Consider the following 26,652-nt stretch of genomic DNA (forward strand, 5'->3'; position numbering starts at 1 on the left):
GCCGCGGCCACAGGATTTCGCCCATGAGTGCCATGACCGCAGCCGAGGATCATCAGGCCGCCCGCACCCCGCCGGTATTCGCCCTGCTGCTGCGTCTGCTGAGCGACAACTGGACCTATGGCCGTCTGACCCTCAGCCTGCCGAACGGCGAGGTTCACACCTTGATCGGCGCGACCCCCGGGCCGGACGCGGTGATGAATGTGCTGGATTATCGCTTCGCACGGCGCGTCCTGGCCAATGGCGATATCGGCTACGCCGAGGGGTATATGGCCGGCGAATGGGACAGCCCCCATCTGGCCGTGCTGCTGGAAACCCTGGCCAACAACTATGACCACATCCGTCGCCTGTTCGACGGCAATGCCATCATGCTGGCGGTCAACTGGCTCAGCCACAAGGTGAAGCGCAACAGCCGACGTGGATCAAAGAAGAACATCCACGCCCACTATGACCTGGGCAATGCCTTCTACAGGGCCTGGCTGGACGAGACGATGACCTATTCGTCCGCACGCTTCGAACGCGCCGACGAGACGCTGGAAGCGGCCCAGACGCGCAAATACGCGTCCCTGGCCCGCATGATGGGCATCCAGCCCGGCCAGACGGTTCTGGAAATCGGCTGCGGCTGGGGTGGGTTCGCCGACTATGTCGCGCGCGAAATCGGCGCCCACGTCACGGGCATCACCATTTCGCAGGAACAGCACGACTTTGCGCGCCAGCGCCTGTTCAATGCGGGCCTGACGGACCGGACATCAATCCAGATGGTCGACTATCGCGATGTCCAGGGGCGGTTCGACCACGTCGCCTCGATCGAGATGTTCGAGGCGGTCGGCAAGGAATACTGGGCTGCCTATTTCGACAAGATCAATCAGGTGCTGGCGCCGGGTGGCCGGGCGGGCCTACAGATCATCACCATCCAGGATGAGCTGTTCGAGGAATACAACGCCCGCACCGACTTCATCCAGAAGTACGTCTTCCCCGGCGGCATGCTGCCGTCAGAAGCCCGCCTCCAGCCGGTGATCGAAAAGGCGGGACTGTCCTGGAACGCGGTCGAGCGGTTCGGCATCGACTACGCCGACACCCTGAATCGCTGGGATGAGCGCTTCCAGGCGGCGTGGGCCGACATCCGCAAGATGGGTGGCTTCGATCAGCGGTTCTATCGGCTGTGGCGCTTCTATCTCGGCTATTGCGAGGCCGGTTTCCGGTCGCGCCGCACCGACGTCATTCAGCTGGCTCTGACGAAGGCCTGACCGCGCCCATCGAAACGCGGCAGGCCTCGGCCTCGTCCAGCAGGGCTTTGCGGCGGTCCTCACCGAAGCCGTCGAGGGTCCGATAGGGCATGGCCAGGCGTACGTTGTCGCGCAGGCGGTCGCGATTGCGTTCAAGAAAGCCCCAGTACAGACGGTTGAACGGACAGGCCCCCTCGCCCGACTTGGCCTTCACGTCATAGCGACAGGGGCCGCAGTAGTCGCTCATCCGGTCGATATAGGCCCCCGACGCGGCATAGGGTTTCGACCCCACGATCCCGCCGTCGGCAAAGGTGGCCATGCCGCGGGTGTTGGGCATTTCCACCCACTCATAGGCATCGGCGAAGACCACCATATACCAGTCGTCGACCGCATCGGGGTGGACACCCAACAGCATGGCCAGATTGCCGGTGACCATCAGCCGCTGGATGTGGTGGGCATAGGCATGGTCGCGCGCAGACCGGACCGTATCGGCGACGCAGGCCATGTCTGTCTCTCCCGACCAGTAGAACCACGGCAGGCCACGGTCGGCGTCGAGGTGATTGCGGCGGGCATACTCGGGCATCTTCAGCCAATAGATGCCGCGCACGAACTCGCGCCAGCCGATGATCTGGCGGATGAAGCCCTCGACCGCATTCAAGGGGGCCCTGCCCGCCTTCCACGCCGCTTCGGCGCGGCGACAGGCATCCAGCGGATCGATCAGGCCCAGGTTGATGCTGGTGGAGATCAGACCGTGCCACATCCACGGCTCGCTTTCTGCCATGGCGTCCTGCCAGTCGCCGAACCCCGGAAGGAGGTTCTCTATGAAATCGGCCAGGATCGCCTCTGCCTGCTCCGCCGTCGTCGGCCAGGCGAACGCGTCCAGAGTGCCGAAATGATCAGGAAACAGGCGGGCCACATCAGCGATGGTTCCCCTGGCGATCTCATCGGGCGGGGTTCGCAGACGCCGGGGCGGACGCACACCCTTGCCCAGCTTACGCCGGTTCTCGGCGTCATAGTTCCACTTTCCACCAGCGGGCTGATCGCCCTCCATCAGCAGGCCCGTCTCACGCCGCATCTCGCGATAGAAGAACTCCATCCGCAGCTGACTCTTGCCGCTGGCCCACCGCCGGAAACGGTCGTGCGAGCAGACGAAGCGGTCATCGGGCCGGATTTCGACCAGCGAGGGGCTGGCGCTCGCAAACCCCGACAAGGCTTGGGCCAGCCGCCATTCCCCGCATTCGGTCATCACCACCCGCTCGAACCGACCATCGGCCAGAGCGCGCTCGACCTCCGCAACGATCGAATGGCGGTTGTCAGGGTCGTCGATGCGGACGTAGCGCACCGATACCCCGCGCGTCTCCAATCGCACCGCGAAGCTGCGCATGGCGGCGAAGGCCAGGGCGATCTTCTGCTTGTGATGGCGAACATACGTCGCCTCGTCCCGCACCTCGGCCAGCAAGATCAGATCGCGAGCCGGGTCCAGGTCAGTCAGGGCCGACAGTCCGTCGGAAAGCTGATCGCCCAACACCAGTCTGAGGGTGCCTGTCCGTGTGCTAGGCTGGGTCATGTCTCGCTTGTCCGCCCTCATACAGCCCGCTGAACTTCTGGCCGCCCTGTCCGATCCGGGCCTGCGCCTTCTGGACGCCAGCTGGCATCTGGACGGACGCGATGCCAGGGCGGATTTCGCGGCAGCCCATATTCCGGGCGCGCTCTTCTTCGACTTGGAGGCCGCTTCAGATCAAGACAGCCCATTGCCGCACATGCTGCCCAGCCCTGCGGTCTTCGCCGCCTTTGCCGGGGCGATGGGCATAACCCAGACGGATGGCATCGTCGTCTATGACACCACCGGCCTGTTTTCGGCCGCGCGGGTCTGGTGGATGTTTCGCGTGATGGGGGCCCAGCGCGTTCAGGTGCTGAATGGCGGTCTTCCTGCCTGGACGGTGGCTGGCGGAGCGGTCGAGGCGGGACCGGCCAGGGTCCTGGCCCCTGCAATCTTCACGCCCGATTTCGATCCCCATCAGGTGGCCGATCTGGACGTCGTAGGTCAGTCCCTGGCAGGCAGAGCCCAGGTCGTGGACGCCCGTGGCGCGGCCCGCTTCCGAGGTCAGGCGCCCGAACCCCGGCCCGGCGTCAGGCCCGGTCACATGCCCGGCGCAATCAACATGCCCTATAGCGCCCTTCTCACGCCCGAGGGGCGAATGAAGCCGCCAGCGGTGCTGACGCAGGTCTTCGACGACGCCGGCATAGACCTGGATCGGTCCATCGTGACCAGCTGCGGCTCAGGCGTTACCGCCGCCATTCTCAGCCTGGGGCTGGCCGTGCTGGACCGGCCCAGCCGCCTGTACGACGGCAGCTGGACCGAATGGGGCTCTCACCCCAATACCCCCGTACAGGCGGGTTGACTTCAGACCGGCTTGGCGACCGGCTCCGGTCCGGCCACATCGGCGGGGACGTCCTTTTCCCCGCGCGAAACCACCGTCGCGGCCACCAGATCGCCCGTGACGTTCAACGTGGTGCGGCACATATCCAGAAAGCGGTCGACGCCCAGGATCAGGCCGATCCCCTCGGCCGGCACCCCGACCATGACCAGGATCAGGGCGATGACCGGCAGCGATCCCGCCGGAACTCCAGCCGTGCCGATGCCGCCCAGGATACAGACCAGCATGACCACCAGCTGCTGCTGAAGGTTCAGGTCGATGCCGAAGAACTGGGCCAGAAACAGCACTGTCACCCCTTCGAACAGGGCGGTGCCGTTCTGGTTCGCCGTCGCCCCCACCGTCAGCACGAAGCGCGAGATGCGGCGCGGCAGCTTCAGCTTTTCTTCGGCCGCCTTGATGGCGATGGGCAGGGTGGCGTTGGACGAGGCGGTCGAGAAGGCCACGACGAACGGCTCACGCACACCTCGCGCAAAGGTCACGGGATTCATGCCGCCGAAGATCCAGACCAACAGCGGATAGACGATGAACATGTGGATCGCCATCGCGCCCACTGCCACGCCGGCATAGGCCCCCAAGCGCACCAGCAGGTCCCATCCGAACATGGCGGCCAGGTTGAACATCAGGGCGGCAATGGCGATCGGGGCCAGTTTGATGACCAGATTGATCAGCTTCATCATCACTTCCAGCAGGCCTTGAAGGGACTGCTGGAGGGCGTCAGTCGCCTCCGACTTGGCCATGACCATGCCGATGCCGAAGATCAGGGCAAACACCATGACCGGCAGGATTTGGTTCTCTGCCGCGGCGGTGAAGACGTTGGACGGGATCATGTCCAGGAAGAACTGGCCCGCCTCGATCGAGGTCGGCGCATTGCCGACGATGGTGGCGGCCCCTTCGGCTCCCTGGGCCAGCAGCTGCTGCGCCAGGGCCGGATCAACCCCGTCGCCGGGCCGGAACCAGTTGACCATGCCCAGGCCAATCGCGACGGCGATGGCAGAGACCAGGATGGTGAACGACAGGGTCTTGAACCCGACGCGCCCCAGGGACTTGAGGTCGCCCATCTCGGCCACGCCGACGGCCAGGGCGGCGAACAGCAGCGGCAGAACCAGCATGAACAGCAGGCGCAGAAAGATCTGACCCACGGACTGGATCAGATCCATCACCCATTCATCGACGACCAGTCCGTTCAGATTGACGAACAGCCCTCCACCCAGGCCGACGGCAAAGCCCACCAGCATCCAGAGATAGAGCGGCACGCCGCCACGCTTGGTCGTTTCCATTGGTCCCCCGGTTTACCCGTGTCGATTATCGAATCGGCAGTCCATACATCAGGCCACCCGCGTTCCATTGTGCGTTCAAGCCGCGCGCCAGGTCGAGTGCCGATTCCGAACCGAGGTTCCGCGAGAATATCTCGCCGTAGTTGCCGACGGCTCCGATCGCCTCGCGGGCCCAGTCATCGGACAGGCCCAGCACCGCGCCATAGCCGCTTTCGGCCCCCAGCAGACGGCGTACACGCGGGTCGCGGGCGTCGCGCGCCTGGGCCGCAACATTATCCTGAGTGACCCCCAGTTCCTCGGCCAAAATGAGGGCATTCAGCGTCCAGCGCACGATCGCCGTCCACTGCTCGTCCCCGCGTCGCACCACCGGGCCCAGCGGCTCCTTGGAGACGACGTCGGGCAGAATCATATGCTGCTGTGGCGCAGACAAGGTGGTGCGCGCCGCGGCCAAGGCTGAGATATCCGCGCTGAAGGCATCGCAGTCCTCGCGCCCATAGGCCTGCCGCGCCGCCTCCTCGCTGTCGAACACGACCGGGCGATACTCGATGCCGCGCGAACGGAAATAGTCCGCCACATTCAGTTCAGATGTCGATCCGGACTGGACGCAGACCCGCGCGCCATTCAGTTCAGACGCGCTGTTCAGGTTCAGCGAACGCCGGACCAGAAATCCCTGACCGTCGTAGTAGTTGATGCCCGCGAAGGCGACGCCCTGGCCTGCATCGCGCTGCATGGTCCAGGAGGTGTTGCGCCACAGCACATCGACCCGGCCGCTCTCAAGCGCCGACAGCCGGTCCCGGGTGCCCAGCGGAATGAAGCGCACGGCATTCGCATCGCCGAAAATTGCTGCCGCCATGGCCCGGCAGAAGTCGACGTCGAAGCCGCGCCAGGCCCCACGGTTGTCGGTATAGGCAAAGCCGACCAGCCCCTCGTGAACGCCACAGTTCAGGCGCCCACGACGCCGGATCTCGCCAAGGGTGGCACTTTCCGCACGCGCTTGAGGGGGAGCGATCTGGCCTTTGACGGCCGGCGCGGGTTCGGGAGCCGGCGCCTGGCGCTCGCAGCCGACGAGACCGGCCAGTATCGCCAGTCCCAGAGCCGCAGCCCGCGTGATCGTTCTGCCCGCCATATCGACGTCCTTGTCGCCAAGCGCCCCGCGAGTGTCTTAAACGCGGTCAAGGCCCCCGCCGCAACCCGTCAGGCCATCGCAATGCGGGAATGGCGCGCCCAGCAGGACTCGAACCTGCAACATCCCGCTTAGAAGGCGGGTGCTCTATCCGGTTGAGCTATGGGCGCCCGATGGAAATCCTGCGGCGCGAATACCGCGAATGTTTATAGTCGCGAAGCCCGGCTATTGTCGCTCTGACCGCACTGCCCGTTGCCTTGGCCAAGGCAGCGCCAAGTGCGATGCCGACGAATCAGTGCGTCCAAGACACCTTGCGGTTTGTGGCGAAGTTGTCGGCATAAGCCTTCAGGATCAACGGCGGCTCCTGCGGCTCGTGCAGACGGAAGGCGATGCCGTGACGCTCGGCGTATTCGATCGCCTCTTCCTTGGTGTCGAAGTTCAGCTTCACCTGGCCGTTCATGTCGGTTGAGCCGGTCCAGCCCATCAGGGGGTCGACGAAACGCGCAGAGGCCGGCTCGAACTCCAGCCGCCAGCTGCGGCTCTTGGCCTTGCCGGACTGCATGGCGGTCTTGGCGGGTCGATAGATGCGGGCCAGCATGGACGGTCTCTCAGACGAAGGCTTTGGCTTCATATACAGCCCTGTTCATCAGCGGCAACCGGCCCATGCCGTTCCCCCGATCAGCGCATCAGTCGGCGGTCGCATTCGTGACGTTGGGGCCCCGCGGATTGCGACCGAAACCCTCTTCACAGATCGCGCGACCAAAAGCCTCCGAAACCACCATCTGACGATCCGTGACCAGCCCGTTCAGACCACCGTTGTCATGCACGACAACCGAGACCGGAAACCGCCCCACGACCTCATTGCCGCGCCCCGGATAGACAAACTCCACCGTGCCGGAGAGCCTGTGCTCACCGCCACCGTTCAGAAACGTGGCCAGACGCCCTTCCCTGTCGAGGCGATCAATGTGGATTCGCACATCGACCAGTGCGGTCCCGACAAGGCAGCGCCGCATCTCCTGGCTCACTTCGTCGGTGAAGGTCTCCTGAAAGTCGTCTTCCGCGCTCAACCATCCGCTGGACATATAAACGGCACCCAGCTGAGCGGTTTGCTGCAAGCCCGGCATCACCGGGATCGGAGGCCCTCCGGACACGACGGGCGCACAGGCTGCGACAGCGACAACAGCCGACATGGACAGAGGAACGAGGAACGAGCGCATGAATTTCTCCTATGCGCCGCATCTAGCCGATCACGGTTCACTCACCAGTGAATTCGCCGTAACCCGCCTGGTGGGGGGAATGAGACGGCGGGCAGAGATCGAATATTGGTCGGGGCGGCAGGATTCGAACCTGCGACCCTCTGCTCCCAAAGCAGATGCGCTACCAGGCTGCGCTACACCCCGAACCGGAAGGGGCGTCTCATGACACGCGCAGCCCGCAATCGCAACGCGCCTTAGTCGGCATTCCCAAAGAAGGGATGCCGGACCAAATCGCCCGGCTTGGCCCCGATCTCAGCAGCCCGGCCGCCCCGCACTTCGACGACGCCATTGGCAGGACCGTCGGACGGCAGGGTTTCTTCGGAGAAAGGCACCGCATTGGCGGCGATCGACACGATCTTTCCGTCGGGCGCGACATAGATGATGTCGAGGGAGTTTGGCGTGTTGCGCATCCAGAAGCCGCGCGGCTGCACGTCCTGAAACTGGAACAGCATGCCCCGGTCATCAGCCAGGGCGTCGCGATACATCATGCCGCGCTGGCGCTCCGCCTCTTCGTCGGCGATTTCGACCATGAACTTGTGCTCGCCCGTTGCCGTGACGATCGTCAGAGGCTCGAGCGGCCGACCCGTGGCATCGACGGGTGCGCTCTGAAAACAAGCAGACAGGGACAGGGCCATCAGGCCGCTGAGAAGGATACGACGGTCGAACATGGTGCAAATCGCCCTTATCGGGCGCGCCATCAGCCGCCCGGCTTGATCTCGGCCACCACCAGCCCCTTGGGCCCATCGGCGAACCGCACCGATACGGCCTCACCAGGCACCAGGTCGTCAAGCCCGCAACGACGAAGGGTTTCGACATGAACGAAGATATCGCCGGGATGCCCCTCGCGCACCACAAAGCCATAGCCTTTGGTCCGGTTGAACCATTTGACCGTGGCCGTCTCCAGGTCGCCGGCCCGAAGGTTTGCCTCCGGACGTCCGCGAATCATTCCGCCGTGGCTCTTCAGACCGTCATAGCCCCCGCGACGCGGCAGCACGGCCTCGGGGTTGCCCTCGCCCAGGTAGTGGATCTGGGAGACCTGCCATCCTTTTTGCCGACGCACGCAGTCGCAGGTGATCGGCGCACCCTCGGCGGCCGTCTCGTGCCCACTATCTCGCAAGCTGCTGATATGCAGCAAGATATCCTGTCGATCCGTCTGCCCCGCATCCTCGGGTACGATGAAGCCGTAACCCTTGATGGGATCGAACCACTTGATCCTGCCGACGACGCGAATCGTATCCGTCGCCTCTAGCCCCTCGAATTCAGACACGTCACAGCCCCCGTCCGCGTAGCCTGCGGACAACGCCTGTTTAACACGGTTCTGTGAACGCCGGAAAAGGCAAAAACGCAGATTTTTGTCCTTATGTCCCCAATCTGCGGCAAGCCTGAGCCGCTCAGGACACGCCGTTCGGGCCGTCCAGCAAGGTTCTGACCTTTCGCGCCAGATCGCCGCGACGATAGGGCTTGCCGATCAGGTCGAAACCGCTGCGATCCTCCTCATTATCCAGGGCCCGGTCCGCCCAGCCGGTGGTGAGAAGGATGCTGATCTCCGGCCTCCGCCGCCGAACCTCGTGCGCCAGGGTGACGCCGTTCATCCCCCCGGGCATAACGATATCGGTGAACAGCATATCGATGTCTTGTTCGGCCTCCAGAACCTGCAAGGCATCCGCAGCGGTAACAGCCGTCACGACGCGATAGCCCAGGTCGCGCAAGATGCTCTGGCCCATCTCCATCACATCGGCATTGTCTTCGACCATCAAGATGGTCTCGCTGCCGCCCTTGGCCTCGCGCAGGGGTTGGTCGATGGCGTGTGTGATCTCACCTGCGAGAGCGGGGAACATCATGTGCACGGCCGTCCCCTGGCCTGGCCGCGACTCGATCGTCAGGTGGCCCTGACTCTGCTGCATGAAGCCATAGACCATGGCCAAGCCCATGCCGGTGCCCTTGCCGACGTCCTTGGTGGTGAAGAAGGGTTCCGTCACCCGGGCCAGAACGTCCGGTGCCATACCGGTGCCGCTGTCCTTGATGGTCAGTACGGCATACTCGCCCGGAGGTGCATCGTTGAACGGGGCATCCGGGGTGACGGTGCGATTTTCCGTGCAGATTTCGACTTCGCCACCGTCCGCCATGGCGTCGCGGGCATTCACCAGCACGTTCAGCAAGGCGACCTCGGTCTGAACGGAGTCGACCCGCGCCAGGCGCAGATCGCGTGCCAACCGTGTCTTGATCACGATCTGCGAGCCGAGCGTGCGCCCGACCATGTCATGCAGTCCCTCAATGAGGAGGTTCAGATTGGTCGGCCGTCCGTCCAGCCGCTGCTTGCGGGCAAACGCCAGCAACTGGCTGGTCAGGGTTTCGGCTCGTCGGGCCCCTTCCAGCGCCCGTTCCAGGCGCTTGCGCACGCCGGCGTCGTCGACCAGTTCGAGGGCGGAATCCACATTGCCCATGATGACGGTGAGCATGTTGTTGAAGTCATGGGCGATGCCACCGGTCAGCTGGCCCACCGCTTCCATCTTTTGAGCCTGACGCAGCGCGTCTTCGGCATCGCGCCGACGGGACACGTCCAACTGCGAGGCGAAGTAATAGAGCAGCTTCCGGTCCGGCCCAAAGACTGGGCTGATGAACAACGCGTTCCAGAACGCCGAGCCATCCTTTCGATAGTTCAGGATCTCGACCGCGACATCGGTGGTCTTCGCAATAGCACTGCGCACCGTGTTGACCGTTTCCGGATCAGTGCCCCGCCCTTGCAGGAAGCGGCAGTTCCGACCCTTGATCTCGTCAGCCGTGTAGCCCGTCAAATCCTGGAAGGCGACATTGGCGAACACGATGGGATTGTCGGGCTGGTGCGGGTCGGTGACGATCATCGGCATGCGCGTCATTTCGACGGCTGCGAAAAAGATATCGTCCTGGCCGCTGAACCCTTCGGCCGTGACCGTTGGATGAGGGGCTCGCACGGGGGCGGGCTTTTCAGGCGTGTCGGTCACGCAGTGCTCCAGCTTCGGATCAAGGGCGATCCGGTGAGGCTAACGCAGCTAGACCATTTTGGATCAGGCCGCAAAAGTCGTGACCGTACATATCGGGGGAAGTCCGCGCTGGCAGTCCCTAGGGGAGTCGAACCCCTCTTTTCAGGTTGAAAACCTGACGTCCTAACCGATAGACGAAGGGACCGCTGCGCGAGAGCGGGCGATATAGCCGCCGATTCCGGACCGTGCAACCCCCTCAAAGCATTCTTGGATCAGCAATGTCTTCAATCTCGAATTGAACGCTGCGCCGACCATTCCAATCGTCCGCTTTCAGGCGTCCGACGACCGCCAGACCGCCCTGCCCTTCGAGCAAGGCGCGCCCGCCCGGCAGATCGGCACACCGCCAAGCGATCGCCTTGACCGAGGCCCCGTCCGCACCGACCAGACGGCAGCGCACATGACCCCCGTTCATGGCGACAGGCTCGCGGGCCGTCACGCCTGTCATAGCGAACAAGGGCTCGGGGTTGGCCGGACCGAATGGCGCCAGCCGCTCAAAATCCTCGAACAGGTCCCGCGTTGCACCAGCCGGATCGATCAAGGCATCGATCTCGACCCAATCCAGGGCCACGGCCTGGGCCACCTCTCCGGCTAGGCGATCGTTCAGAAAGGCGCTCAGGGTCTCGATATCGGCCGCCTTGATGGTCAGGCCCGCCGCCATGGCGTGCCCGCCGCCAGCCAGCAGCAGCCCGCTCTCCCAGGCGGCCTGGACCGCACGGCCCAGATTCATGCCTGGCTGGGACCGCCCAGAGCCCTTGCCGATGCCCGTGACCGGATCCACTCCGATGACCACCACCGGCTTTCGCCAGCGCTCTCTCAATCGACCCGCCGCCACGCCGACCACGCCCGGATGCCAGTCGTCACCGGCCACGACGATGCAGGCGCTGTCGTCCTGGTGGGCCCCGGTCGCCTCGACGCGCCGAATCGCTTCTTCCGTCACGGTGCGCTCGACCTCGCGCCGGGCGATGTTCAGGGCATCCAGCTGTTCAGCCAGGTCGCGGGCTTCGGCTTCATCGTCGGTGGCCAGCAGTCGTGCCCCCAAGTCCGATCGGCCGATCCGGCCACCGGCATTGATGCGCGGTCCCAGGATGAAGCCCGCATGATTGGTCTTGGCCGGCCCCGGCTCACCCTTGGCCGCCGCCAGCAGGGCACGCAGGCCGGGATTTGCCCATTGGGACATGACCCTCAGGCCCAGGCTGGTCAGGGCGCGGTTGAACCCCGTTAGGCCCGTCACGTCGCAAATCGCCCCCATGGCGGCCAGGTCCAGCCACTGGCGGATATCCGGCTGTTCCCGATCAGCAAACAGGCCCCGAGCCCGTGCCTCTCGGTTCAGCGCGGCCAGCAGAACGAACACGACGCCCGCCGCGGCCAGATTGCCCTGGCCTGAATTGCACCCCGGCCGGTTGGGGTTGACCACGGCCAGCGCCTTGGGCGGCTCAGCCCGCATCATGTGATGGTCGATGACCACGACCTTCAGGCCGATCGAATCGGCATAGGCCAGCGCTTCGTTGGCCGCTGCGCCACAATCGACCGTCACCACCAGATCGGCACCGAGGGCCTTCAGGGTATCGAAGGCCCGGGGGCTGGGCCCATAGCCCTCGGTCATGCGGTCGGGGACATAGATGGACAGTTCGGTGCCCATGGCCCGGAACCATCGCACCAGCAGGGCCGCGCTGGATGCGCCGTCGACATCATAGTCGGCAAAGACGTGGATCGCCGCACCAGCTTGCAGCGCATCGATCAACGCAACCGCAGCCGCATCCATGTCCATGAAGCTGGAGGGATCGGGGAACAGCGCCTTCAGCGTGGGCACCAGGAAGTCGCCCCCCTGATCCGCGCGAACGCCCCGCGCCGCCAGAGCCCGCCCCAGAAGTTCGGACAGGCCGAGGGTTTGGACATGGGCACGGACCACTGACGCTTCGGCCGGCCTCTGGCGCCAGGCACGACCGGACAGGGAGCGGGACACGCCAAGAAAGCCGGGCGTGGTCCCGCCGTCTGCCATCAAACCATCGGCCGCGTGGTGCGGATGCGCCGAACGGTCCGATTGCTGGAATCCATCACCAGGGTGTGGGTCGTGATCATGCCGCCCTGAATGCGCACGCCGTCCAGCATCGCCCCCTTGGTCACGCCCGTGGCCGCAAAGACGGCGTCTTTGCTGACCAGCTCGTGCAGGTCGTATTTGCGGTCGAAGTCGGTGACGCCGGTGCGCGCCGCGCGCGCCCGCTCGTCGTCATTGCGGAAGATCAACCGCCCCTGGAAATGCCCGCCGACGCATTTCAGCGCCGAGGCCGCCAGCACGCCTTCCGGCGCGCCGCCCGACCCCAGATAGAGATCGATCCCGGTTTCCGGCTCCGCCGTATGGATCACACCCGCCACGTCGCCGTCGGTGATCAGCATGACCTTGGCCCCGACCTCGCGCAGGGCGGCAATCAGTTCCGCATGGCGCGGACGGTCCATGACGCAGACGGTGATGTCGCGCGGATCCACGCCCTTGGCCGAAGCCAGCGAGCGGACGTTGTCACCGGGGCTCATGTCCAGATCGACCGTTCCGGGCGCAAAGCCGGGGCCGATGGCGATCTTGTCCATATAGGTGTCGGGCGCGTGCAGCATGCCGCCGCCCGGCGACATGGACAGCACGGTCAGGGCATTGGCCATGGCCTTGGCCGTCAGGGTGGTGCCTTCCAACGGGTCCAGGGCGATGTCGATAGCCGGGCCCTTACCGGTGCCGACCTTCTCGCCGATGTACAGCATCGGGGCCTCGTCGCGCTCGCCCTCCCCGATCACGATCTTGCCGTCGATATCCAGCTCGTTCAGCGCCGTGCGCATGGCATCCACGGCCAGCTGATCGGCGTGTTTTTCATCCCCTCGTCCGATTTGGGCATAGGAGGCGATCGCTGCCAGTTCGGTGACGCGCGCAGCGTCGGCGGCGAGTGTCGAGGCGTAGGGGGCCGTATCGGCCATGGGCGTAGTCTCCTGACATAATAATCCCCGGATTCTCATGTCCGGGCGACTGTGGAATGACGGATCAGCGACGATCGACGGGCGGCGGTGCCGTGCCGCGTCGCCGAAGGGCCTCGGCATAGGCATCGATCTCGGCCTGGGTCCGGACCGTTGCGGAGGCGATGGGCGTTGCGGCAACGCGGGCGTTGACCCCTTGGGCAAAGGCGACAGGGTCATCCAGTGTCCAGGCAATGCGGGAAACTTCGCCAGCCAGTGCCCCGCTGGTGACCCTCAGGGTATTCACCCTCTGCGCGATCGCGACCGGTTCCGGCAAATCGACCGGCGCGGCCGGAAAGTCGGCCCAGCGAGGATACTTCCGATTGGCTTCGATCAGCGCCTGCACCCGGGGCGCGGCCGAAGATTCCGCATCGATCCGCGCGCCCAACGCCGTGCCACAGCCGCCCAGACAGGCGACGAGCCCGACCGCGATCAGGCCGATGACGATTTTCCCGTGGCGCGCGTTCATTTCGGGGTCGGTCATATGCCATGATCGCCCTAGGCGGAAGGGCAGCGCGCGCTCGGCCCCAAGGATACGGAGACACCGCCATGGCCAAGCGCCCCAGGACACCGACAACCTCGACCGACGCGTCACCCGCCCGCGCGCCGCGCAAGCCTGGTCGGCCCACATCCGCAAAGCCGCCTCGCCCTCGCAAAGCGAAGGCCGAAGCTGCGGCGGAACCGGCGCAACCAGCCACACCGGACCAGCCCCAGCCCCAGCCCCAGCCCGAGCCGACCGACGCCTTCACCTTTGCTGCGGACCAGCGGCAGATGCTGGAAACGCTGTCCATGAACCTGGCCAAGGCCGCCATGACGGCGCAGGGGGCGATCGCCGAAGCAGCGCTCAGTCAGGCAGACCGCCCAGCCGCTCTTTCACCAGACCCGTTCCATGTCGCGCCCGCCATGACCTCGGTCATGACCAGCCTGGCTTCCCGCCCGGAAAAGCTGTTCGCCGCACAGGCCGACCTCTTCAGCCGCTATATGGAGCTGTGGTCCTCCACCACCCGCCAAGCCTTGGGCGAGGTGATGTCGCCTGCACCGCAGGACAAGCGCTTCAAGGACGCCGCCTGGACCGAAAACCCGATGTTCGATGTCATGCGCCGGTCCTATCTGGTGACGTCCGACTGGATGAACGGGCTGATCGCCGGGGTCGAGGACGTCGATCCGCGCACCAAGCGCCGGGCCGAATTCTTCACGAAACTGCTGACCGACGCCTTTTCGCCAGCCAACTTCCTGGCCTCCAATCCGGTGGCCCTGAAAGCTTTGGTCGAATCCAACGGCGAATCACTGGTTCGGGGCATGCAGAATTTCGCCGCCGACCTGGAGCGCGGCGCGGGCAAGCTGAAGATCAGCCAGGCCGACAACGGCCAGTTTGAAGTCGGTCGCAACGTCGCCACCGCCCCGGGCCAGGTTGTCTGGCGCGATGAGCTGTTCGAGCTGATCCAATTCGACGCGGCCACCGATCAGCAGCGGGCCATCCCGCTGCTGATCTTCCCGCCGTGGATCAACAAATTCTACATCATGGACCTGCAGCCGGGGAATTCGTTGATCCGCTGGCTGTCGGCCCAGGGGTTCACCGTCTTCGTCTGCTCCTGGGTCAATCCGGACCGGGACAAGGCCGACTTCGGGTTCGACGACTATCTCGAAAAGGGCATCTATCGCGCCATTGCCAAGGTCCGCGAGCAGACGGGGTCCGATCAGGTCAACACGGTCGGATACTGCATCGGGGGCACCCTGATGGGGGCGGCCCTGGGCCATATGGCAGCGCGTGGAGACACCTCGGTGGCGTCCACCACCTTCTTTGCGGCCCAGCACGACTTTGAGATGGCGGGTGACCTTCTGTTGTTCACCGACGAGCACTGGCTGAGCGAGGTGGAAGCCCAGATGGATGCGGCCGGCGGGGTCCTGCCCGGTGCCGCCATGGCCGAGACCTTCAACGCCCTGCGGGCCAATGACCTGATCTGGTCCTTCTTCGTGTCCAACTATCTGATGGGCAAGGACCCGCCCGCCTTCGACCTGTTGTTCTGGAACGCCGACCAGACCCGCATGCCCAAGCGGCTTCACATGGACTATCTGCGCCAGATGTATGGCCGCAATGCCCTGGCCAGGGGCGAGTTCACGATCGGCGGCGAGCAGGTCGATCTGTCGAAGGTCAAGGTGCCGCTGTATTTCCAGGCCAGCCGCGAGGATCACATCGCCCCGATGGGCTCCGTCTATCGCTCCGCACGGCTGTTCGGCGGACCGGTAACGTTCACCCTGGCGGGGTCCGGCCACATCGCCGGCGTCATCAATGCCCCCTCGGCCAACAAGTATCAGCACTGGACCAACCCCGCCTTGCCCGCCTCCCTGGCCGAATGGCAGGACGGGGCGGTCGAACATCAAGGCAGTTGGTGGAACCACTGGGCCGAATGGCTGCATGAGAAGTCGGGCGACTGGACCGCGGCCCGCGATCCGGCCAAAGGTCCCCTCTCTCCGATCGAACCCGCCCCCGGCAGCTATGTGAAGGTCAAGTCTTGAGCCGTATCGAGCCCAATCTGCTGCTGGCCGTCACCACCGCCGTTGCCCTGGCGCTGATGCTGGCCACGACGTCGCTGTATGGTCCCCCTGACGGCGCGATCCGGTACCCGATCATGGCCGTGCTCTGTTCGGGAGCCTATGTCGTGCTGAACGGCTGGGTGCTGCGACGGATGAACCGCACCACGCCGCCCATGGTCCATGCAGATGCGCCCTCGACCGCCGTCTGGGCCACCCTGTTTCCGCTTGCGATCATTCTCGGATCGGCAATTCCCCTGTTCTTCCCCGCCAGGGACTATGGCCTGCTGATCATCATCGGCTCGATCTTCCTCGGCGTGACGATCGAATCGGCGATCAAGGCGCGGCGGACCTAGGGCTCCTCGGCGCCGGCCAGGGCGAAGCAGTCGGCCTCGCGCTTGAGCAAGGCGGCAACCTCTCGGGCCGTGGTCGCGCGGGGCGCCTGCTCAACCTTGGCCATGACCTCGGGTTCCAACGTCGCCGGGTCGATGCCTTCCCGCTCTGCTGCCGTTGCAAAGGCGTCGATAAGCATCACCATGCCCAGCAGACGAAAGCGGGAGCCGGCGGGTGGCAGATTCACGCCGGGCAGATCCGTCCAGTGGCCTTCCTCCAGTGCCGTCTCGACGATCAACATGTCGGTGACGCAGGCCTGTGCGGTCAGCAGGTCCATCGGCTCCTGCGCCACCAGAACCAGCGACGCCATACTCGCGACCAGCGCTGCCGTCATGCCCGTCCCCTTCGGATGCGGGCCCAGCCTATCTCTGCATCACGCCGGGCGGAAGGTCAGGGCGACCCCGTTGTTGCAGTAGCGCTTGCCCGTCGGACGCGGCCCGTCGTCGAAGACGTGGCCCTGATGTCCCAGGCAGCGGGCACAGTGATACTCCGTGCGCGGGATGCCGATGGCGAAATCCGTCTTGGTGCCGATGCTGCCGGCGATGACGTCATAGAAGCTGGGCCAGCCCGTGCGGCTGTCATACTTGGTCTGCGACCGGAACAGCGGCAGTTCGCACCCCTTGCAGACATAGGTGCCAGCGCGGCGTTCGTCGTTCAGCGGGCTGGTATAGGGGCGCTCGGTCCCCTCATGCCGCATCACCCGCCAGGAGGCATCGCCGAGGCGTCTGCGCCATTCGGCATCGGAGATGCGCCGGAACGGCGAACTGGCATAGCGGGCGTCCTGGGCATCGGCTGCGCCGGGACTGCACGCCCCCAGTGCCAGGGCCCCTGCTCCCAACATCAGGTGACGACGGTGAAGACGATCGATCTGGGTCATATCCCTACATACGACGCCAAAGGTGCGGAGGTTTCAGCCGATCCTCAAACCAGCCCTGTCCCCTCGTCCAGGCCCAGCATCAGGTTGAGGTTCTGCACCGCCGCACCCGATGCCCCCTTGCCCAGATTGTCCAGCAGGGCGACCAGCCGGGCCTGACCGCCCGCCCGATCGCCGAACACATGCAGCCGCATCCGGTTGGTGCCGTTCAGCCCCTGCGGCTCCAGTCCCGTCATGGCCTCGGTCGTCTCCAGGTCCGCCACCTCGACGAAGCGGTGACCCTCATAGGCCTCGACCAGGGCCCCGTGGACCCGCTCGATCGACGGCGTTTCGGGCAGGCTTGCCAGATGCAGCGGAACCTCGACCAGCATGCCCTGCCGGTAATTCCCGACCGCCGGGGCGAACAACACGTCGCGCGACAGGCCGGTGTGCCGCGTCATCTCGGGCACGTGCTTGTGCGTCAGCGACAGGCCATAGGCCCGATAGGCGGTCGAAGCACCCGGTGCCTCGAACTCGGCGATCATCGCCTTGCCACCGCCGGAATAGCCCGACACCGCATTGACGGTGACCGGATGGTCAGGCCGCATCAGCCCGGCCCGCACCAGCGGCCGGACCAGGCCGATGAAGCCGGTCGGATAGCAGCCCGGATTGGACACCCGCGTCGAGGCCGCGATCGCCGCAGCCTGACCCGGCTCCATCTCGGCAAAGCCATAGATCCAGTCCGGATCGACGCGGTAAGCCGTCGAGGCGTCGATCACCCGCACGGCAGGGTTCGCGATCATCGCCACCGCTTCCTTCGCCGCCTCGTCGGGCAGGCACAGGATCACCGCATCGGCGGCGTTGAGGGCCTCGCGCCTCGCCTCGACGTCGCGCCGCCGGTCGCCCAGCAGAATCAGCTCCAGATCGGAGCGCGTCTCCAACCGCTCTCGTATCTCCAGCCCCGTGGTGCCGGCCTCGCCGTCGATGAAGATGGTGTGGGTCATCAGATACTCCTGACCCGTCTTCCCGTGCGGAAGAAGGACTGTGTTTCCAAAAGCAGAAAAAGGCGCTCCAGGTTTCCCCGGAGCGCCCTTTGTAGTCCAGATCGCGGCTGCGGCCGAGCTAGCGCTTCGAGAACTGGAAGGACTTGCGGGCCTTGGCGCGGCCGTACTTCTTGCGCTCGACGACGCGGCTGTCGCGGGTCAGGAAGCCGTGCGGCTTAAGGACCTTGCGCAGTTCCGGCTCATAGTGCGTCAGGGCGTGCGACAGGCCGTGGCGGATGGCGCCAGCCTGGCCCGACAGGCCCGAACCCTCGACGGTGCAGACGACGTCGTACTGCGTCAGGCGGTCGGTGACCTGCAGCGGCTGGGCGATCATCATCCGCAGCACGGCGCGGGCGAAATAGACTTCCTGATCGCGACCGTTGATCGTGATCTTGCCGGTGCCGCGCTTAACCCAGACGCGGGCGATGGCGTTCTTGCGCTTGCCGGTCGAATAGGCGCGCCCCTGGGCGTCCAGCTTCTGGACGTAAACCGGAGCTTCGTTTTCCGAACCCATGCCTTTCAGGGCATCGAAACCGGTCAGCACCGGAGTGTCCGAGGCCGGCGCAGCGTTTTCATTGGTGACGTCGGTCATGCTCAGACGCTCCGGGTGTTCTTGGAGGACTTCGAGGCGAAGTCGATGACTTCGGGCGACTGGGCTTCATGCGGGTGCGAGGCACCGGCATAGAGGCGCAGGTGGGTCATCTGGGCGCGGGCCAGGGGGCTTTCCTTGGGCAGCATGCGCTCGACGGCCTTTTCCAGAACCCGCTCGGGGAACCGGCCGGACAGAACCTTCTGCGGGGTCGTCGACTTGACGCCGCCCGGGTAACCGGTGTGGCGGTAATAGACCTTGTCGGTCGACTTCTTGCCGGTGAACACCACCTTGTCGACGTTGGTCACGATGACATAGTCACCGCAATCGACGTGGGGCGTGTAGTCGCCGCGGTGCTTGCCGCGCAGACGCATGGCGATGAAGGTCGCGAGACGGCCCACCACGACGCCTTCGGCATCGATGTGGATCCACTTCTTCTCGACCTCGGCCGGCTTCAGCGAAGCCGTGGTGCTCTTCAGCATGGTTGAGGGTCCTGGTGACGAAAGGAACGGCCCGTGCCGAATGACCGGAACGAACGGAAGGCGCGCTGATAGAGGATGGATCGCGTCGGGTCAATCCAGATAAAACGCGTTACATGGCACTAAGGCATTGTTTTCGTTGGTATAACATTATGCGGTATTAAAATACCGCATCACCGGCCAGCAAAACGGGCGGTCTGCATGGTGCAAACCGCCCGTCTGGTCGTCCTGGACGATGGATCAGGCCGCGCCGTCGGCCGTCTTGTTCTTCTTCTCGGCATAGATCAGCAGAGGCTGGGCATTGCCCTCGATCACCTCGGCATTGACCACGACCTCCTCGACACCGTCGAAGGTCGGCAGTTCGAACATGGTCTCCAGCAGAATGCCTTCCAGGATGGAACGCAGGCCCCGGGCACCGGTCTTGCGGGTGATGGCCTTCTTGGCGACGGCATTCAGAGCGTCGTCGGTGAAGGTCAGGCCGACGTTCTCCATCTCGAACAGGCGCTTGTACTGTTTGACCAGGGCGTTCTTGGGCTCGGTCAGGATGGTGACCAGGGCTTTTTCGTCCAGGTCTTCCAGCGTGGCCAGAACCGGCAGACGACCGATGAACTCGGGGATCAGGCCGAACCGCATCAGGTCGTCCGGCTCGACACCCTTCAGGATGTCGCCCGTGCGGCGCTCGTCGATTTCCTTGACCTTGGCACCGAAGCCGATCGAGGCCCCCGTGCCGCGTGCCGAGATCACCTTCTCCAGTCCAGCGAAGGCGCCGCCGACGATGAACAGGATGTTGGCGGTATCGACCTGCAGGAACTCCTGCTGCGGGTGCTTGCGGCCACCCTGCGGCGGCACGGAGGCGACGGTGCCTTCCATGATCTTCAGCAGGGCTTGCTGCACGCCCTCGCCCGAGACGTCGCGGGTGATCGAGGGGTTGTCGGACTTGCGCGAAATCTTGTCGATCTCGTCGATGTAGACGATGCCGCGCTGGGCGCGTTCGACATTGTAGTCGGACGCCTGGAGCAGCTTCAGGATGATGTTCTCGACATCCTCGCCCACATAACCGGCTTCGGTCAGGGTCGTGGCGTCCGCCATGGTGAACGGCACGTCGATGATCCGCGCCAGAGTCTGAGCCAGCAACGTCTTGCCCGAGCCCGTGGGCCCGATCAGCATGATGTTGGACTTGGCCAGTTCGACGTCGTTGTTCTTCGTCGCGTGGTTCAGACGCTTGTAGTGGTTATGGACGGCGACGCTCAGCACCTTCTTGGCGTGGCTCTGACCGATCACATAGTCGTCGAGGACCTCGCGGATCTCCTTGGGCGTGGGCACCCCGTCCTTGGACTTCACGAAGCCGATCTTGTGCTCTTCGCGGATGATGTCCATGCACAGCTCGACGCATTCATCGCAGATGAACACGGTCGGTCCGGCAATCAGTTTGCGCACCTCATGCTGGCTCTTGCCGCAGAAGGAGCAATACAAGGTGCTCTTGGCGTCGCCGCCGGCTGCTTTGGTCATAGACCCTTCTCACTCCCGCGCAGGCCCCGGATGAGGCGAAACGCGCTTCCTCGCGTTGATTCCCAAATCGTAGGACCCGAGGTCTTCAAAAATTGACAATCACCCATCACGTCCTCCGCGACAACCCCGACACGGCGTCGGGCTGCCTCTGGTGGCTGCATGACGCAGAGTTGATGGCGATCACGGCGAATGTCTGACATGGGAAGCCGAATGTCGGAACGCCAGACCTTTCAGGGGGATCCCCCGCTCGACGCACCGATCGTCGCCTTCGATTTCGACGGCACACTGACGGTTCGCGATAGTTTCACGGCCTTCTTGCGCCACCGGGCCGGGCGGCGCGGTTGGGCAGCGGGCCTTGCCCGGCTGACGCCTGCCGTCGGCGTCTATGCCCGTGACCGCGACCGGGGCCGGCTCAAGGCTCAGTCCGTCCGCGTTTTCTTGAAAGGTCTGCCACGCGAAGCGCTGGAAGCCGAGGCGGAGGCATTTGCCGAGGCTTCATGGCATCGGCTGATGCGCCCCGACGCATTGGCCTGTTGGAACGACTGGGGCGCGCGGGGAGCACATCGCGTGATCGTGACGGCCTCGCCCGAGACCACCGTAGCCCCCTTCGCCCGCCGCCTGGGGGCCGAAGGGTTGCTGGGAACGCCGCTGATGTTCGATCAGGAGGATCGCGTGGCTGGCAGCTTCGAGGGGCCCAACTGCCGCGGCGAGGAAAAGGTGCGTCGCCTTCGGGCCGCGTATGGTCCTGACGTTCGCATCACCGCCGCCTATGGAGACACCAGCGGCGACACCGAAATGCTGGCCTTGGCAGAGACGGCCGGTTTCAGGGTCTTTCGCGAACGGCCCTAGTTTCCGTCTGCGTCCACGTCGAACACCATCGCGCGACCACGCGAAGTCGGCGTCCAGCCCGCCTCGATCACCGATGACACGGCATTGCGGACCGCATCGACGTTGATCCGCTGCTTTTCCATGAAGGGTCGGCCACTGGGGTGCATGGGCATCGGAAACTGCACGATGGCCTCGCGCACAAAGCCCTGCAGTCTCAGCGTGATGGCAATGCCGTCCCATTTACCGCCGGGCTTCGGCTGGGGCTGGCGGCGAATCTCCCACTCATAGACTTCGCCATCGACCTCGACGGTCCCACTGTTGTCGCGTGTGTGATGCATCGGCATTCCTCCCCTTCTGGGGCAGGGTGACCACGACGTGGTGGAGGGGCGCTGCGCCCCCGGACACCATGCGTGGGGTCACCCCCTCCACCACCCGCCCAGCGGCGGGCGGTTCCCTCCCCCCGCGTTTGGCTTGGGGGGGAGGAATAAAATCAGACCGTCTTGATGCCGTCGTCCTCGGCCTGATCACGACGATCATAGACGTGGTCGACGATGCCCCAGGCCTTGGCCTCTGCGGCCGTCATGAAATGGTCGCGGTCCAGGGTGCGCTCGACCTCTTCATAGGTGCGGCCCGTGTGCTTGACGTAGATTTCGTTCAGGCGACGCTTGGTGGCCAGAATGTCCTCGGCATGCCGCTGGATGTCCGACGCCGTGCCACGGAACCCGCCCGACGGCTGGTGAACCATGACGCTGGCGTTCGGCAGCGCGATGCGCTGTCCCGCCTCGCCCGCCGTCAGGATCAGGGAGCCGGCCGAGGCGGCCATGCCCATGACCACGGTCGAGACCGGGCTCTTGATGTATTGCATGGTGTCGTAGATCGCCAGCGCCGAGGTCACCTGACCGCCGGGGCTGTTGATGTACATGCTGATTTCCTTCTTCGGGTTTTCCGATTCCAGGAACAGCAGCTGGGCGCAGATCAGCGAGGACATGCCGTCCTCGAACGGTCCGGTCAGGAAGATGATCCGCTCGCGCAGCAGGCGCGAGAAGATGTCGAACGCCCGCTCGCCGCGGCTGGACTGCTCCACCACCATGGGGACCAGGTTGTTCGAAATGAAGTCGATCGGATCGCGCATGGAGGGCTTTCTCATGGATGAATGACGTCGCCGCCGTCGCGGCCCGTCATCCCCGATATCGCGTCGCCCGCGCCGAGATGCAAGCCGAACTCAGGGTTCTGCGTCTACAAGCCCGTCGCGGCGCAGCCCGGCCAGGCGCTGGGCAATGTCCCGGGCCTGCTGCGCAGCCGAGGCCCGGTTGGTCGGGGCAGTGTAGAGCGCAGCGAGATAATCCAGGTCCCATTGCGTCAGGGCTCCAACCTCGATGCCCGGCTGGAACAGGTTCAGGATGGTGTCCTCGCCTCGGAAATCGCCCATCGGATCGACCTGCGTGAGGGCCGTCATGGCGACATAGTCGGCCAAGGCGCCGAACGGCACGCCCTCGGTCCGGGACATGTCCAGCACAATCACGACATAGCCCAGGTCATAGCGAATGTTGGACCGCAGGCGCGAAGCATCACGCACGGTCACTGTCGGCGGCGCCTGCCCCTTGAGGGCGATGGCGATCTGGCCAGAGTCAGGCTCCACCGGGAAGCTGACGTGCCACCACCGCACGGCGCGATCAGATGTCAGGAAGTCGTTCAGGGCGTCCCGGCCCAGATTGGTACCGTTGATCGAGGGCTGGAACGCCAACCCGGCCCCTTCGACCAGTTCGGCGGCCAGAGCGCGACCGTCGCCGGTTGCCTGGATAATGACATTGGGCTGACAGCCCGGACCATCAACCTCGGCCCCGGCATCCAGGGCGACCACCGACATCCGGTCGATGAGATACTGCGCAAAGTCGCGCCGCATCCCGGTCACGCTGATGCACAGGCTGCGGTTCCAGCGGGCGGCGCGCGTGCCGGGCGGTGGTTCGGCCACCACCTCGACGAAAGCGCGTGCCGCCTGGCTGATGTTGCGGCCGTCGACGATCAGATCGTCGACATAGGTGGCGGCCGGTTCCTGTGGGTCCTGCACCTGGGCCAGAACCCCACCTGCCCCCAGAAGACCGAGCGGCAGGGTCGCGATCGCCATAAAATGCCGGATCATACCCTGTCCTCTTGTCGACGTGGGCATCAGCCCTCGTCTTCATCCTTCAGCAGATCTTCCTTGCTGATCGGGGTGTCGGTGACCTCGGCCTTGTCGAAGATCAGGTCGCAGACCTTCTCTTCATAGATCGGGGCACGCATCTGGGCGGCGGCGTTCGGGTTCTGGCGATAGAAGTCCAGCACCTGACGCTCCTGGCCCGGATAGTTGCGGGCCTCAGCCATGATGGCGTTGTTCAGTTCTTGGTCGGACACGCCCACGTCATTGGCACGGCCGATCTCGGCCAGAACCAGACCCAGACGCACGCGGCGCTCGGCGATCTTGCGGTATTCGGCCTTCAGATCCTCTTCGGACTTGTCCGCGTCCTCCGGAGCCAGGCGACCGGCCTGTTTGTCGGCGTCGACCTGTTGCCAGATGCCGGCAAATTCGGCCTCGACCATCTTGGGAGGCAGGGGGAACTGATTGCTGGTGTCCAGCTGATCCAGCAGCGCGCGCTTCAGCTTGAAGCGGGCGGCGCGGCTGTACTGCTGGTTCAGGTTTTCGCGCAGCAGCTCCTTGAGCTTGTCCAACGATTCCAGGCCGATCCGCTTGGCGAAATCGTCATCCACCTTGGCCTCAGCCTCGGCCTTGATGGCCTTAACCTTGACGTCGAACGTCGCCAGCTTACCGGCCAGGTGCGCGGCCTGATAGTCAGCCGGGAAGGTCACCTCGATGGTCTTCTCTTCGCCCACCTTGGTCCCGGTCAGCTGCTCTTCGAAGCCGGGGATGAAGCGGCCGGAGCCGATCACCAGGTCCGCATCCTCGGCCGCACCGCCCTCGAAGGGCTCGCCGTCCAGCTTGCCCAGGAAATCGATGGTCAGCTGATCACCCTCGGCAGCCTTCACCGACTTGCCGGTCTTGTCCTCATAGGACTTGGCCTGTCCGGCCAGTTCGGTCAGCGCTTCGTCGAGATCGGCGTCCGAAGCCTCATAGACCGGACGGTCCAGCTTCAGCGTCGACGGGTCGACAGGGGTGAAGTCGGGCATGACTTCCAGCGCCATTTCGTAGGCCAGATCGCCCTCGCCCTTGATGACCTTGTCCATGTCGCTGGTCAGCGTCATCTCGGCCGGCGCGGCGGGGCGCACATTCGCCTCTTCCAGAGCCTTCTGGCTGGTCTCGTTCAGGGTGTTGTTGATGATCTCGCCCATCAGGTCGCGCCCGAAGGTCTTCTTCACATGCGACATCGGCACCTTGCCGGGCCGGAAGCCCTTCAGCTTCATCTGCGGCGCGACTTCTTTCAGCTTGGCGTCCAGCTTTTCGTTCAGCTCGGCAACCGGGATGGTCACGGCGATAACGCGGCTGAGGCCTTCGGCGGACTTTTCGACGACTTGCATGGGTGGGGTCTGACGCTCTGGCCCGCGCACCAACAACCGGACGCGCGAGGATGGGTTAAAGCAAGAAGGGCCGCACCACCCAGGACGTGGGCGATAGCGGCACCTCGAAGCCCGCCCTTATGTCGATGACCGGCTCAAAGGTCAACGCGACCGGCCCGGTTTCGCGTCGGACGGCATGTCGCTATGTCTGTGCCATGACCCAGTCCCCCTCCCCCATTGGCGTCTTTGTGACGCCGGTCACCCCGCTTCAGCAGAATTGCACCACGGTCTGGTGCACCCGAACCGGGAAGGCTGCGGTGATCGATCCGGGAGGCTCGGTCGATGCCGTCCTGGGCGAGATCGCCCGGCGCGGGCTGACGCTGGACCGTATCTGGATCACTCACGGCCACCTGGATCACGCAGGCGGAGCCCAGGAAATGAAGGAAAAGACCGGGGTCCTCATCGAGGGCCCGCATCCGGAGGATCAGTTCTGGATCGATAAAATTCCCGAGTCGGGCCTGATGTACGGCTTGCCGGAGGCCCGCAGCTTTGTCACCGATCGCTGGCTGGGTGACGGCGATGTCGTGACTCTTGGTGACACGACCTGGCAGATCCTGCACTGCCCAGGCCACACGCCCGGCCACGTCGTGTTTTTCAATGCGCAGGCCCGGTTCGCTCAGGTCGGGGATGTGCTGTTCCAGGGATCCATCGGCCGCACCGACTTCCCGCGGGGCAATCACGCCGATCTCTTGACGGCCATCACCACCAAGCTCTGGCCATTGGGCGATGATGTCACCTTCGTGCCCGGTCACGGGCCGGTTTCGACCTTCGGGGCCGAGCGACGGTCCAACCCCTATGTTTCCGACGCGGCCATGGCCCGGACGCCAATTGCGCGACCAGCGTCCGGACCAGCCTGATCGTCAGCGGGCCAGGATGAGGCCCAAAAGGACGCCGGCGGCCAGCGCATAAAGGGTCGTGTGCATCGGCTTTTCGCGTATCGCATCGCGGGTCCGAGCGGCGCTCTGCTCTGCCCACAGGCGGGCCTGATGGGCGTCTTCACGCATGGATTGCCGAATAGGAGCAGGCCCGGTCGGCTGTTCTGGCACGGGGGTGATGACCGGCGAATCGAGGTCGGCAGCAGGCGTCACCGCCGGATTGTAGGTGTCTGTCATGGGGAAGGCTCCGTTGATCGGGGTGTTCGATGAACCGTTTGCGCATCGCCCGGTTCCCCTCACCGGTGAACGCGCGCGCGGTTGGAGCATTGCCTTGATGGACCCCACATGGAGACACCGTCATGACCGACCCGACCATCCCGTCGCCTGCCGAGCCGGAGATCCAGCCGCCCACGCCTTCGGTGCCCGAAATGGACCCCGCAGGCTCGCCGGAGCCTGAAATTCAGCCGCCTGTAGAACCTCAGCCGGATACGGCACCGGTCGGCCCGGACATCGAGCCGGGTGCTGCACCGCCGGAGATGCCGCAAATCGATCCAGGCAGCGGCAGTGGCGATATCCGACCGATCAGCGAGATATGAGTCGCTTAGGAGTCAATGACCTGCGCGCCGAAACGCCGCGCCGATAGACCGGAACCGGACGGCACCAGCCGGGTTCTC

29 protein-coding genes and 3 tRNA genes are annotated in these 26,652 nt (G+C 64.8%); 7 read left to right on the top strand and 25 right to left on the bottom strand.

What is annotated here, in order from left to right; genetic code table 11:
* Nucleotides 1–32 precede the first annotated feature (32 nt).
* A complete protein-coding gene (locus JIP62_RS02965; protein WP_201104523.1) occupies nt 33–1,244 on the top strand; it encodes an SAM-dependent methyltransferase in 1,212 nt (403 codons plus the stop codon).
* On the opposite strand, the gene JIP62_RS02970 is transcribed toward JIP62_RS02965, so the two are convergent.
* Nucleotides 1,216–2,790 (bottom strand): cryptochrome/photolyase family protein, encoded by a 1,575-nt coding sequence (locus JIP62_RS02970; protein WP_201103454.1) that lies wholly within the window; start codon nt 2,788–2,790, stop codon nt 1,216–1,218. The genes JIP62_RS02965 and JIP62_RS02970 overlap by 29 nt on opposite strands.
* Between JIP62_RS02970 and sseA the strand changes: the two genes are divergently transcribed.
* The gene (sseA, locus tag JIP62_RS02975; RefSeq protein WP_201103455.1) at nt 2,789–3,625 is read left to right on the top strand and encodes a 3-mercaptopyruvate sulfurtransferase; all 837 of its coding nucleotides are present in this window, start codon (nt 2,789–2,791) and stop codon (nt 3,623–3,625) included. The genes JIP62_RS02970 and sseA overlap by 2 nt on opposite strands.
* Nucleotides 3,626–3,627: 2 nt before the next feature.
* On the opposite strand, the gene JIP62_RS02980 is transcribed toward sseA, so the two are convergent.
* The 13 genes from JIP62_RS02980 to JIP62_RS03040 form a co-directional block, all read right to left on the bottom strand.
* A complete protein-coding gene (locus JIP62_RS02980; protein WP_201103456.1) occupies nt 3,628–4,938 on the bottom strand; it encodes a dicarboxylate/amino acid:cation symporter in 1,311 nt (436 codons plus the stop codon).
* 25 nt (nt 4,939–4,963) lie between these two features.
* Nucleotides 4,964–6,061: an amino acid ABC transporter substrate-binding protein gene (locus JIP62_RS02985; RefSeq protein ID WP_201103457.1), complete on the bottom strand. Its 1,098-nt coding sequence runs from the start codon at nt 6,059–6,061 to the stop codon at nt 4,964–4,966.
* 90 nt (nt 6,062–6,151) lie between these two features.
* A tRNA-Arg gene (locus JIP62_RS02990) sits at nt 6,152–6,228 on the bottom strand.
* Between the two features lie 122 nt (nt 6,229–6,350).
* Nucleotides 6,351–6,656 carry an ETC complex I subunit gene (locus JIP62_RS02995; RefSeq protein ID WP_201103458.1) on the bottom strand — a complete coding sequence of 102 codons (306 nt, stop codon included), beginning with the start codon at nt 6,654–6,656 and terminating at the stop codon, nt 6,351–6,353.
* Nucleotides 6,657–6,744: 88 nt separating this feature from the next.
* A complete protein-coding gene (locus JIP62_RS03000) occupies nt 6,745–7,182 on the bottom strand; it encodes a hypothetical protein (RefSeq protein WP_230974841.1) in 438 nt (145 codons plus the stop codon).
* A 199-nt stretch (nt 7,183–7,381) separates the two neighbouring features.
* Nucleotides 7,382–7,458: transfer RNA gene (locus tag JIP62_RS03005), tRNA-Pro, on the bottom strand.
* Nucleotides 7,459–7,508: 50 nt separating this feature from the next.
* Nucleotides 7,509–7,982 (bottom strand): DUF192 domain-containing protein, encoded by a 474-nt coding sequence (locus JIP62_RS03010; RefSeq protein WP_201103460.1) that lies wholly within the window; start codon nt 7,980–7,982, stop codon nt 7,509–7,511.
* A gap of 29 nt (nt 7,983–8,011) precedes the next feature.
* Complete coding sequence (locus JIP62_RS03015; protein WP_201103461.1) at nt 8,012–8,581, bottom strand: cold-shock protein; 570 nt, start codon at nt 8,579–8,581, stop codon at nt 8,012–8,014.
* Between the two features lie 124 nt (nt 8,582–8,705).
* On the bottom strand, nt 8,706–10,295 hold the full coding sequence (locus JIP62_RS03020) for a histidine kinase famiy protein (RefSeq protein ID WP_201103462.1): 1,590 nt from the start codon (nt 10,293–10,295) through the stop codon (nt 8,706–8,708).
* Between the two features lie 109 nt (nt 10,296–10,404).
* Nucleotides 10,405–10,479 (bottom strand) — tRNA-Glu (locus JIP62_RS03025).
* Between the two features lie 51 nt (nt 10,480–10,530).
* Entirely contained in the window at nt 10,531–12,333 is a 1,803-nt protein-coding gene (gene recJ, locus JIP62_RS03030) for a single-stranded-DNA-specific exonuclease RecJ (RefSeq protein ID WP_201103463.1), read from the bottom strand.
* Entirely contained in the window at nt 12,333–13,292 is a 960-nt protein-coding gene (gene glpX, locus JIP62_RS03035; protein WP_201103464.1) for a class II fructose-bisphosphatase, read from the bottom strand. The genes recJ and glpX overlap by 1 nt, the downstream gene beginning before the upstream one ends.
* Before the next feature lie 64 nt (nt 13,293–13,356).
* The gene (locus JIP62_RS03040) at nt 13,357–13,812 is read right to left on the bottom strand and encodes a hypothetical protein (RefSeq protein ID WP_230974842.1); all 456 of its coding nucleotides are present in this window, start codon (nt 13,810–13,812) and stop codon (nt 13,357–13,359) included.
* A gap of 65 nt (nt 13,813–13,877) precedes the next feature.
* On the opposite strand from JIP62_RS03040, the gene phaC reads away from it, so the two are divergent.
* Nucleotides 13,878–15,845, top strand: coding sequence for a class I poly(R)-hydroxyalkanoic acid synthase (phaC, locus tag JIP62_RS03045; protein ID WP_201103465.1), 1,968 nt, complete (start codon nt 13,878–13,880; stop codon nt 15,843–15,845).
* Complete coding sequence (locus JIP62_RS03050) at nt 15,842–16,216, top strand: hypothetical protein (protein ID WP_201103466.1); 375 nt, start codon at nt 15,842–15,844, stop codon at nt 16,214–16,216. Before phaC ends, JIP62_RS03050 begins: the two co-directional genes overlap by 4 nt.
* Here the strand turns inward: JIP62_RS03050 and JIP62_RS03055 are convergent.
* The 6 genes from JIP62_RS03055 to clpX form a co-directional block, all read right to left on the bottom strand.
* Nucleotides 16,213–16,587 (bottom strand): hypothetical protein, encoded by a 375-nt coding sequence (locus JIP62_RS03055; RefSeq protein ID WP_201103467.1) that lies wholly within the window; start codon nt 16,585–16,587, stop codon nt 16,213–16,215. The two genes, JIP62_RS03050 and JIP62_RS03055, sit on opposite strands and share 4 nt — an antisense overlap.
* A 39-nt stretch (nt 16,588–16,626) precedes the next feature.
* A complete protein-coding gene (gene msrB, locus JIP62_RS03060) occupies nt 16,627–17,130 on the bottom strand; it encodes a peptide-methionine (R)-S-oxide reductase MsrB (protein WP_201103468.1) in 504 nt (167 codons plus the stop codon).
* A gap of 44 nt (nt 17,131–17,174) precedes the next feature.
* Entirely contained in the window at nt 17,175–18,110 is a 936-nt protein-coding gene (argC, locus tag JIP62_RS03065; RefSeq protein WP_201103469.1) for an N-acetyl-gamma-glutamyl-phosphate reductase, read from the bottom strand.
* A 118-nt stretch (nt 18,111–18,228) separates the two neighbouring features.
* Nucleotides 18,229–18,741, bottom strand: a complete 513-nt coding sequence (gene rpsI, locus JIP62_RS03070; RefSeq protein ID WP_201103470.1) for a 30S ribosomal protein S9 — start codon at nt 18,739–18,741, stop codon at nt 18,229–18,231.
* Nucleotides 18,742–18,743: 2 nt separating this feature from the next.
* Entirely contained in the window at nt 18,744–19,217 is a 474-nt protein-coding gene (rplM, locus tag JIP62_RS03075; RefSeq protein WP_201104525.1) for a 50S ribosomal protein L13, read from the bottom strand.
* Nucleotides 19,218–19,457: 240 nt separating this feature from the next.
* Nucleotides 19,458–20,726, bottom strand: coding sequence for an ATP-dependent Clp protease ATP-binding subunit ClpX (clpX, locus tag JIP62_RS03080; protein ID WP_201103471.1), 1,269 nt, complete (start codon nt 20,724–20,726; stop codon nt 19,458–19,460).
* A 189-nt stretch (nt 20,727–20,915) separates the two neighbouring features.
* Between clpX and JIP62_RS03085 the strand changes: the two genes are divergently transcribed.
* Nucleotides 20,916–21,575, top strand: coding sequence for an HAD-IB family hydrolase (locus JIP62_RS03085; RefSeq protein WP_201103472.1), 660 nt, complete (start codon nt 20,916–20,918; stop codon nt 21,573–21,575).
* Here the strand turns inward: JIP62_RS03085 and JIP62_RS03090 are convergent.
* From JIP62_RS03090 to tig, 4 genes are all read right to left on the bottom strand, one after another.
* Complete coding sequence (locus tag JIP62_RS03090) at nt 21,572–21,892, bottom strand: hypothetical protein (RefSeq protein WP_201103473.1); 321 nt, start codon at nt 21,890–21,892, stop codon at nt 21,572–21,574. The two genes, JIP62_RS03085 and JIP62_RS03090, sit on opposite strands and share 4 nt — an antisense overlap.
* Nucleotides 21,893–22,044: 152 nt before the next feature.
* Nucleotides 22,045–22,686 (bottom strand): ATP-dependent Clp protease proteolytic subunit, encoded by a 642-nt coding sequence (locus JIP62_RS03095; RefSeq protein WP_201103474.1) that lies wholly within the window; start codon nt 22,684–22,686, stop codon nt 22,045–22,047.
* A gap of 90 nt (nt 22,687–22,776) precedes the next feature.
* Entirely contained in the window at nt 22,777–23,694 is a 918-nt protein-coding gene (locus JIP62_RS03100; RefSeq protein WP_201103475.1) for a hypothetical protein, read from the bottom strand.
* Between the two features lie 26 nt (nt 23,695–23,720).
* On the bottom strand, nt 23,721–25,064 hold the full coding sequence (gene tig / locus JIP62_RS03105) for a trigger factor (protein ID WP_201103476.1): 1,344 nt from the start codon (nt 25,062–25,064) through the stop codon (nt 23,721–23,723).
* Nucleotides 25,065–25,258: 194 nt separating this feature from the next.
* On the opposite strand from tig, the gene JIP62_RS03110 reads away from it, so the two are divergent.
* Nucleotides 25,259–25,960, top strand: a complete 702-nt coding sequence (locus JIP62_RS03110; protein ID WP_230974843.1) for an MBL fold metallo-hydrolase — start codon at nt 25,259–25,261, stop codon at nt 25,958–25,960.
* Between the two features lie 3 nt (nt 25,961–25,963).
* Here JIP62_RS03110 and JIP62_RS03115 read toward each other — a convergent pair whose 3' ends face one another.
* Nucleotides 25,964–26,215: a hypothetical protein gene (locus JIP62_RS03115; protein WP_201103477.1), complete on the bottom strand. Its 252-nt coding sequence runs from the start codon at nt 26,213–26,215 to the stop codon at nt 25,964–25,966.
* 122 nt (nt 26,216–26,337) lie between these two features.
* Here JIP62_RS03115 and JIP62_RS03120 point away from each other — a divergent pair, with 122 nt between their 5' ends.
* Entirely contained in the window at nt 26,338–26,574 is a 237-nt protein-coding gene (locus tag JIP62_RS03120) for a hypothetical protein (protein ID WP_201104800.1), read from the top strand.
* Nucleotides 26,575–26,652 lie beyond the last annotated feature (78 nt).

Source organism: Brevundimonas vitisensis (genome assembly GCF_016656965.1).
Taxonomy (GTDB): domain Bacteria; phylum Pseudomonadota; class Alphaproteobacteria; order Caulobacterales; family Caulobacteraceae; genus Brevundimonas; species Brevundimonas vitisensis.

Coding starts and splice junctions, on each gene's coding strand:
- glpX (WP_201103464.1), bottom strand. CDS start 13,292: ATGGCCGATACGGCCCCCTACGCCTCGACACTCGCCGCCGACGCTGCG.
- JIP62_RS03055 (WP_201103467.1), bottom strand. CDS start 16,587: ATGACGGCAGCGCTGGTCGCGAGTATGGCGTCGCTGGTTCTGGTGGCG.
- JIP62_RS02995 (WP_201103458.1), bottom strand. CDS start 6,656: ATGCTGGCCCGCATCTATCGACCCGCCAAGACCGCCATGCAGTCCGGC.
- JIP62_RS03115 (WP_201103477.1), bottom strand. CDS start 26,215: ATGACAGACACCTACAATCCGGCGGTGACGCCTGCTGCCGACCTCGAT.
- JIP62_RS03000 (WP_230974841.1), bottom strand. CDS start 7,182: ATGCCGGGCTTGCAGCAAACCGCTCAGCTGGGTGCCGTTTATATGTCC.
- JIP62_RS02985 (WP_201103457.1), bottom strand. CDS start 6,061: ATGGCGGGCAGAACGATCACGCGGGCTGCGGCTCTGGGACTGGCGATA.
- JIP62_RS03090 (WP_201103473.1), bottom strand. CDS start 21,892: ATGCATCACACACGCGACAACAGTGGGACCGTCGAGGTCGATGGCGAA.
- JIP62_RS03040 (WP_230974842.1), bottom strand. CDS start 13,812: ATGACCGACCCCGAAATGAACGCGCGCCACGGGAAAATCGTCATCGGC.
- JIP62_RS03095 (WP_201103474.1), bottom strand. CDS start 22,686: ATGCGCGATCCGATCGACTTCATTTCGAACAACCTGGTCCCCATGGTG.
- JIP62_RS02970 (WP_201103454.1), bottom strand. CDS start 2,790: ATGACCCAGCCTAGCACACGGACAGGCACCCTCAGACTGGTGTTGGGC.
- JIP62_RS02980 (WP_201103456.1), bottom strand. CDS start 4,938: ATGGAAACGACCAAGCGTGGCGGCGTGCCGCTCTATCTCTGGATGCTG.
- msrB (WP_201103468.1), bottom strand. CDS start 17,130: ATGACCCAGATCGATCGTCTTCACCGTCGTCACCTGATGTTGGGAGCA.
- sseA (WP_201103455.1), top strand. CDS start 2,789: ATGTCTCGCTTGTCCGCCCTCATACAGCCCGCTGAACTTCTGGCCGCC.
- tig (WP_201103476.1), bottom strand. CDS start 25,064: ATGCAAGTCGTCGAAAAGTCCGCCGAAGGCCTCAGCCGCGTTATCGCC.
- JIP62_RS03100 (WP_201103475.1), bottom strand. CDS start 23,694: ATGATCCGGCATTTTATGGCGATCGCGACCCTGCCGCTCGGTCTTCTG.
- recJ (WP_201103463.1), bottom strand. CDS start 12,333: ATGGCAGACGGCGGGACCACGCCCGGCTTTCTTGGCGTGTCCCGCTCC.
- clpX (WP_201103471.1), bottom strand. CDS start 20,726: ATGACCAAAGCAGCCGGCGGCGACGCCAAGAGCACCTTGTATTGCTCC.
- phaC (WP_201103465.1), top strand. CDS start 13,878: ATGGCCAAGCGCCCCAGGACACCGACAACCTCGACCGACGCGTCACCC.
- JIP62_RS03085 (WP_201103472.1), top strand. CDS start 20,916: ATGTCTGACATGGGAAGCCGAATGTCGGAACGCCAGACCTTTCAGGGG.
- JIP62_RS03120 (WP_201104800.1), top strand. CDS start 26,338: ATGACCGACCCGACCATCCCGTCGCCTGCCGAGCCGGAGATCCAGCCG.
- rpsI (WP_201103470.1), bottom strand. CDS start 18,741: ATGACCGACGTCACCAATGAAAACGCTGCGCCGGCCTCGGACACTCCG.
- argC (WP_201103469.1), bottom strand. CDS start 18,110: ATGACCCACACCATCTTCATCGACGGCGAGGCCGGCACCACGGGGCTG.
- JIP62_RS02965 (WP_201104523.1), top strand. CDS start 33: ATGACCGCAGCCGAGGATCATCAGGCCGCCCGCACCCCGCCGGTATTC.
- JIP62_RS03010 (WP_201103460.1), bottom strand. CDS start 7,982: ATGTTCGACCGTCGTATCCTTCTCAGCGGCCTGATGGCCCTGTCCCTG.
- JIP62_RS03110 (WP_230974843.1), top strand. CDS start 25,259: ATGACCCAGTCCCCCTCCCCCATTGGCGTCTTTGTGACGCCGGTCACC.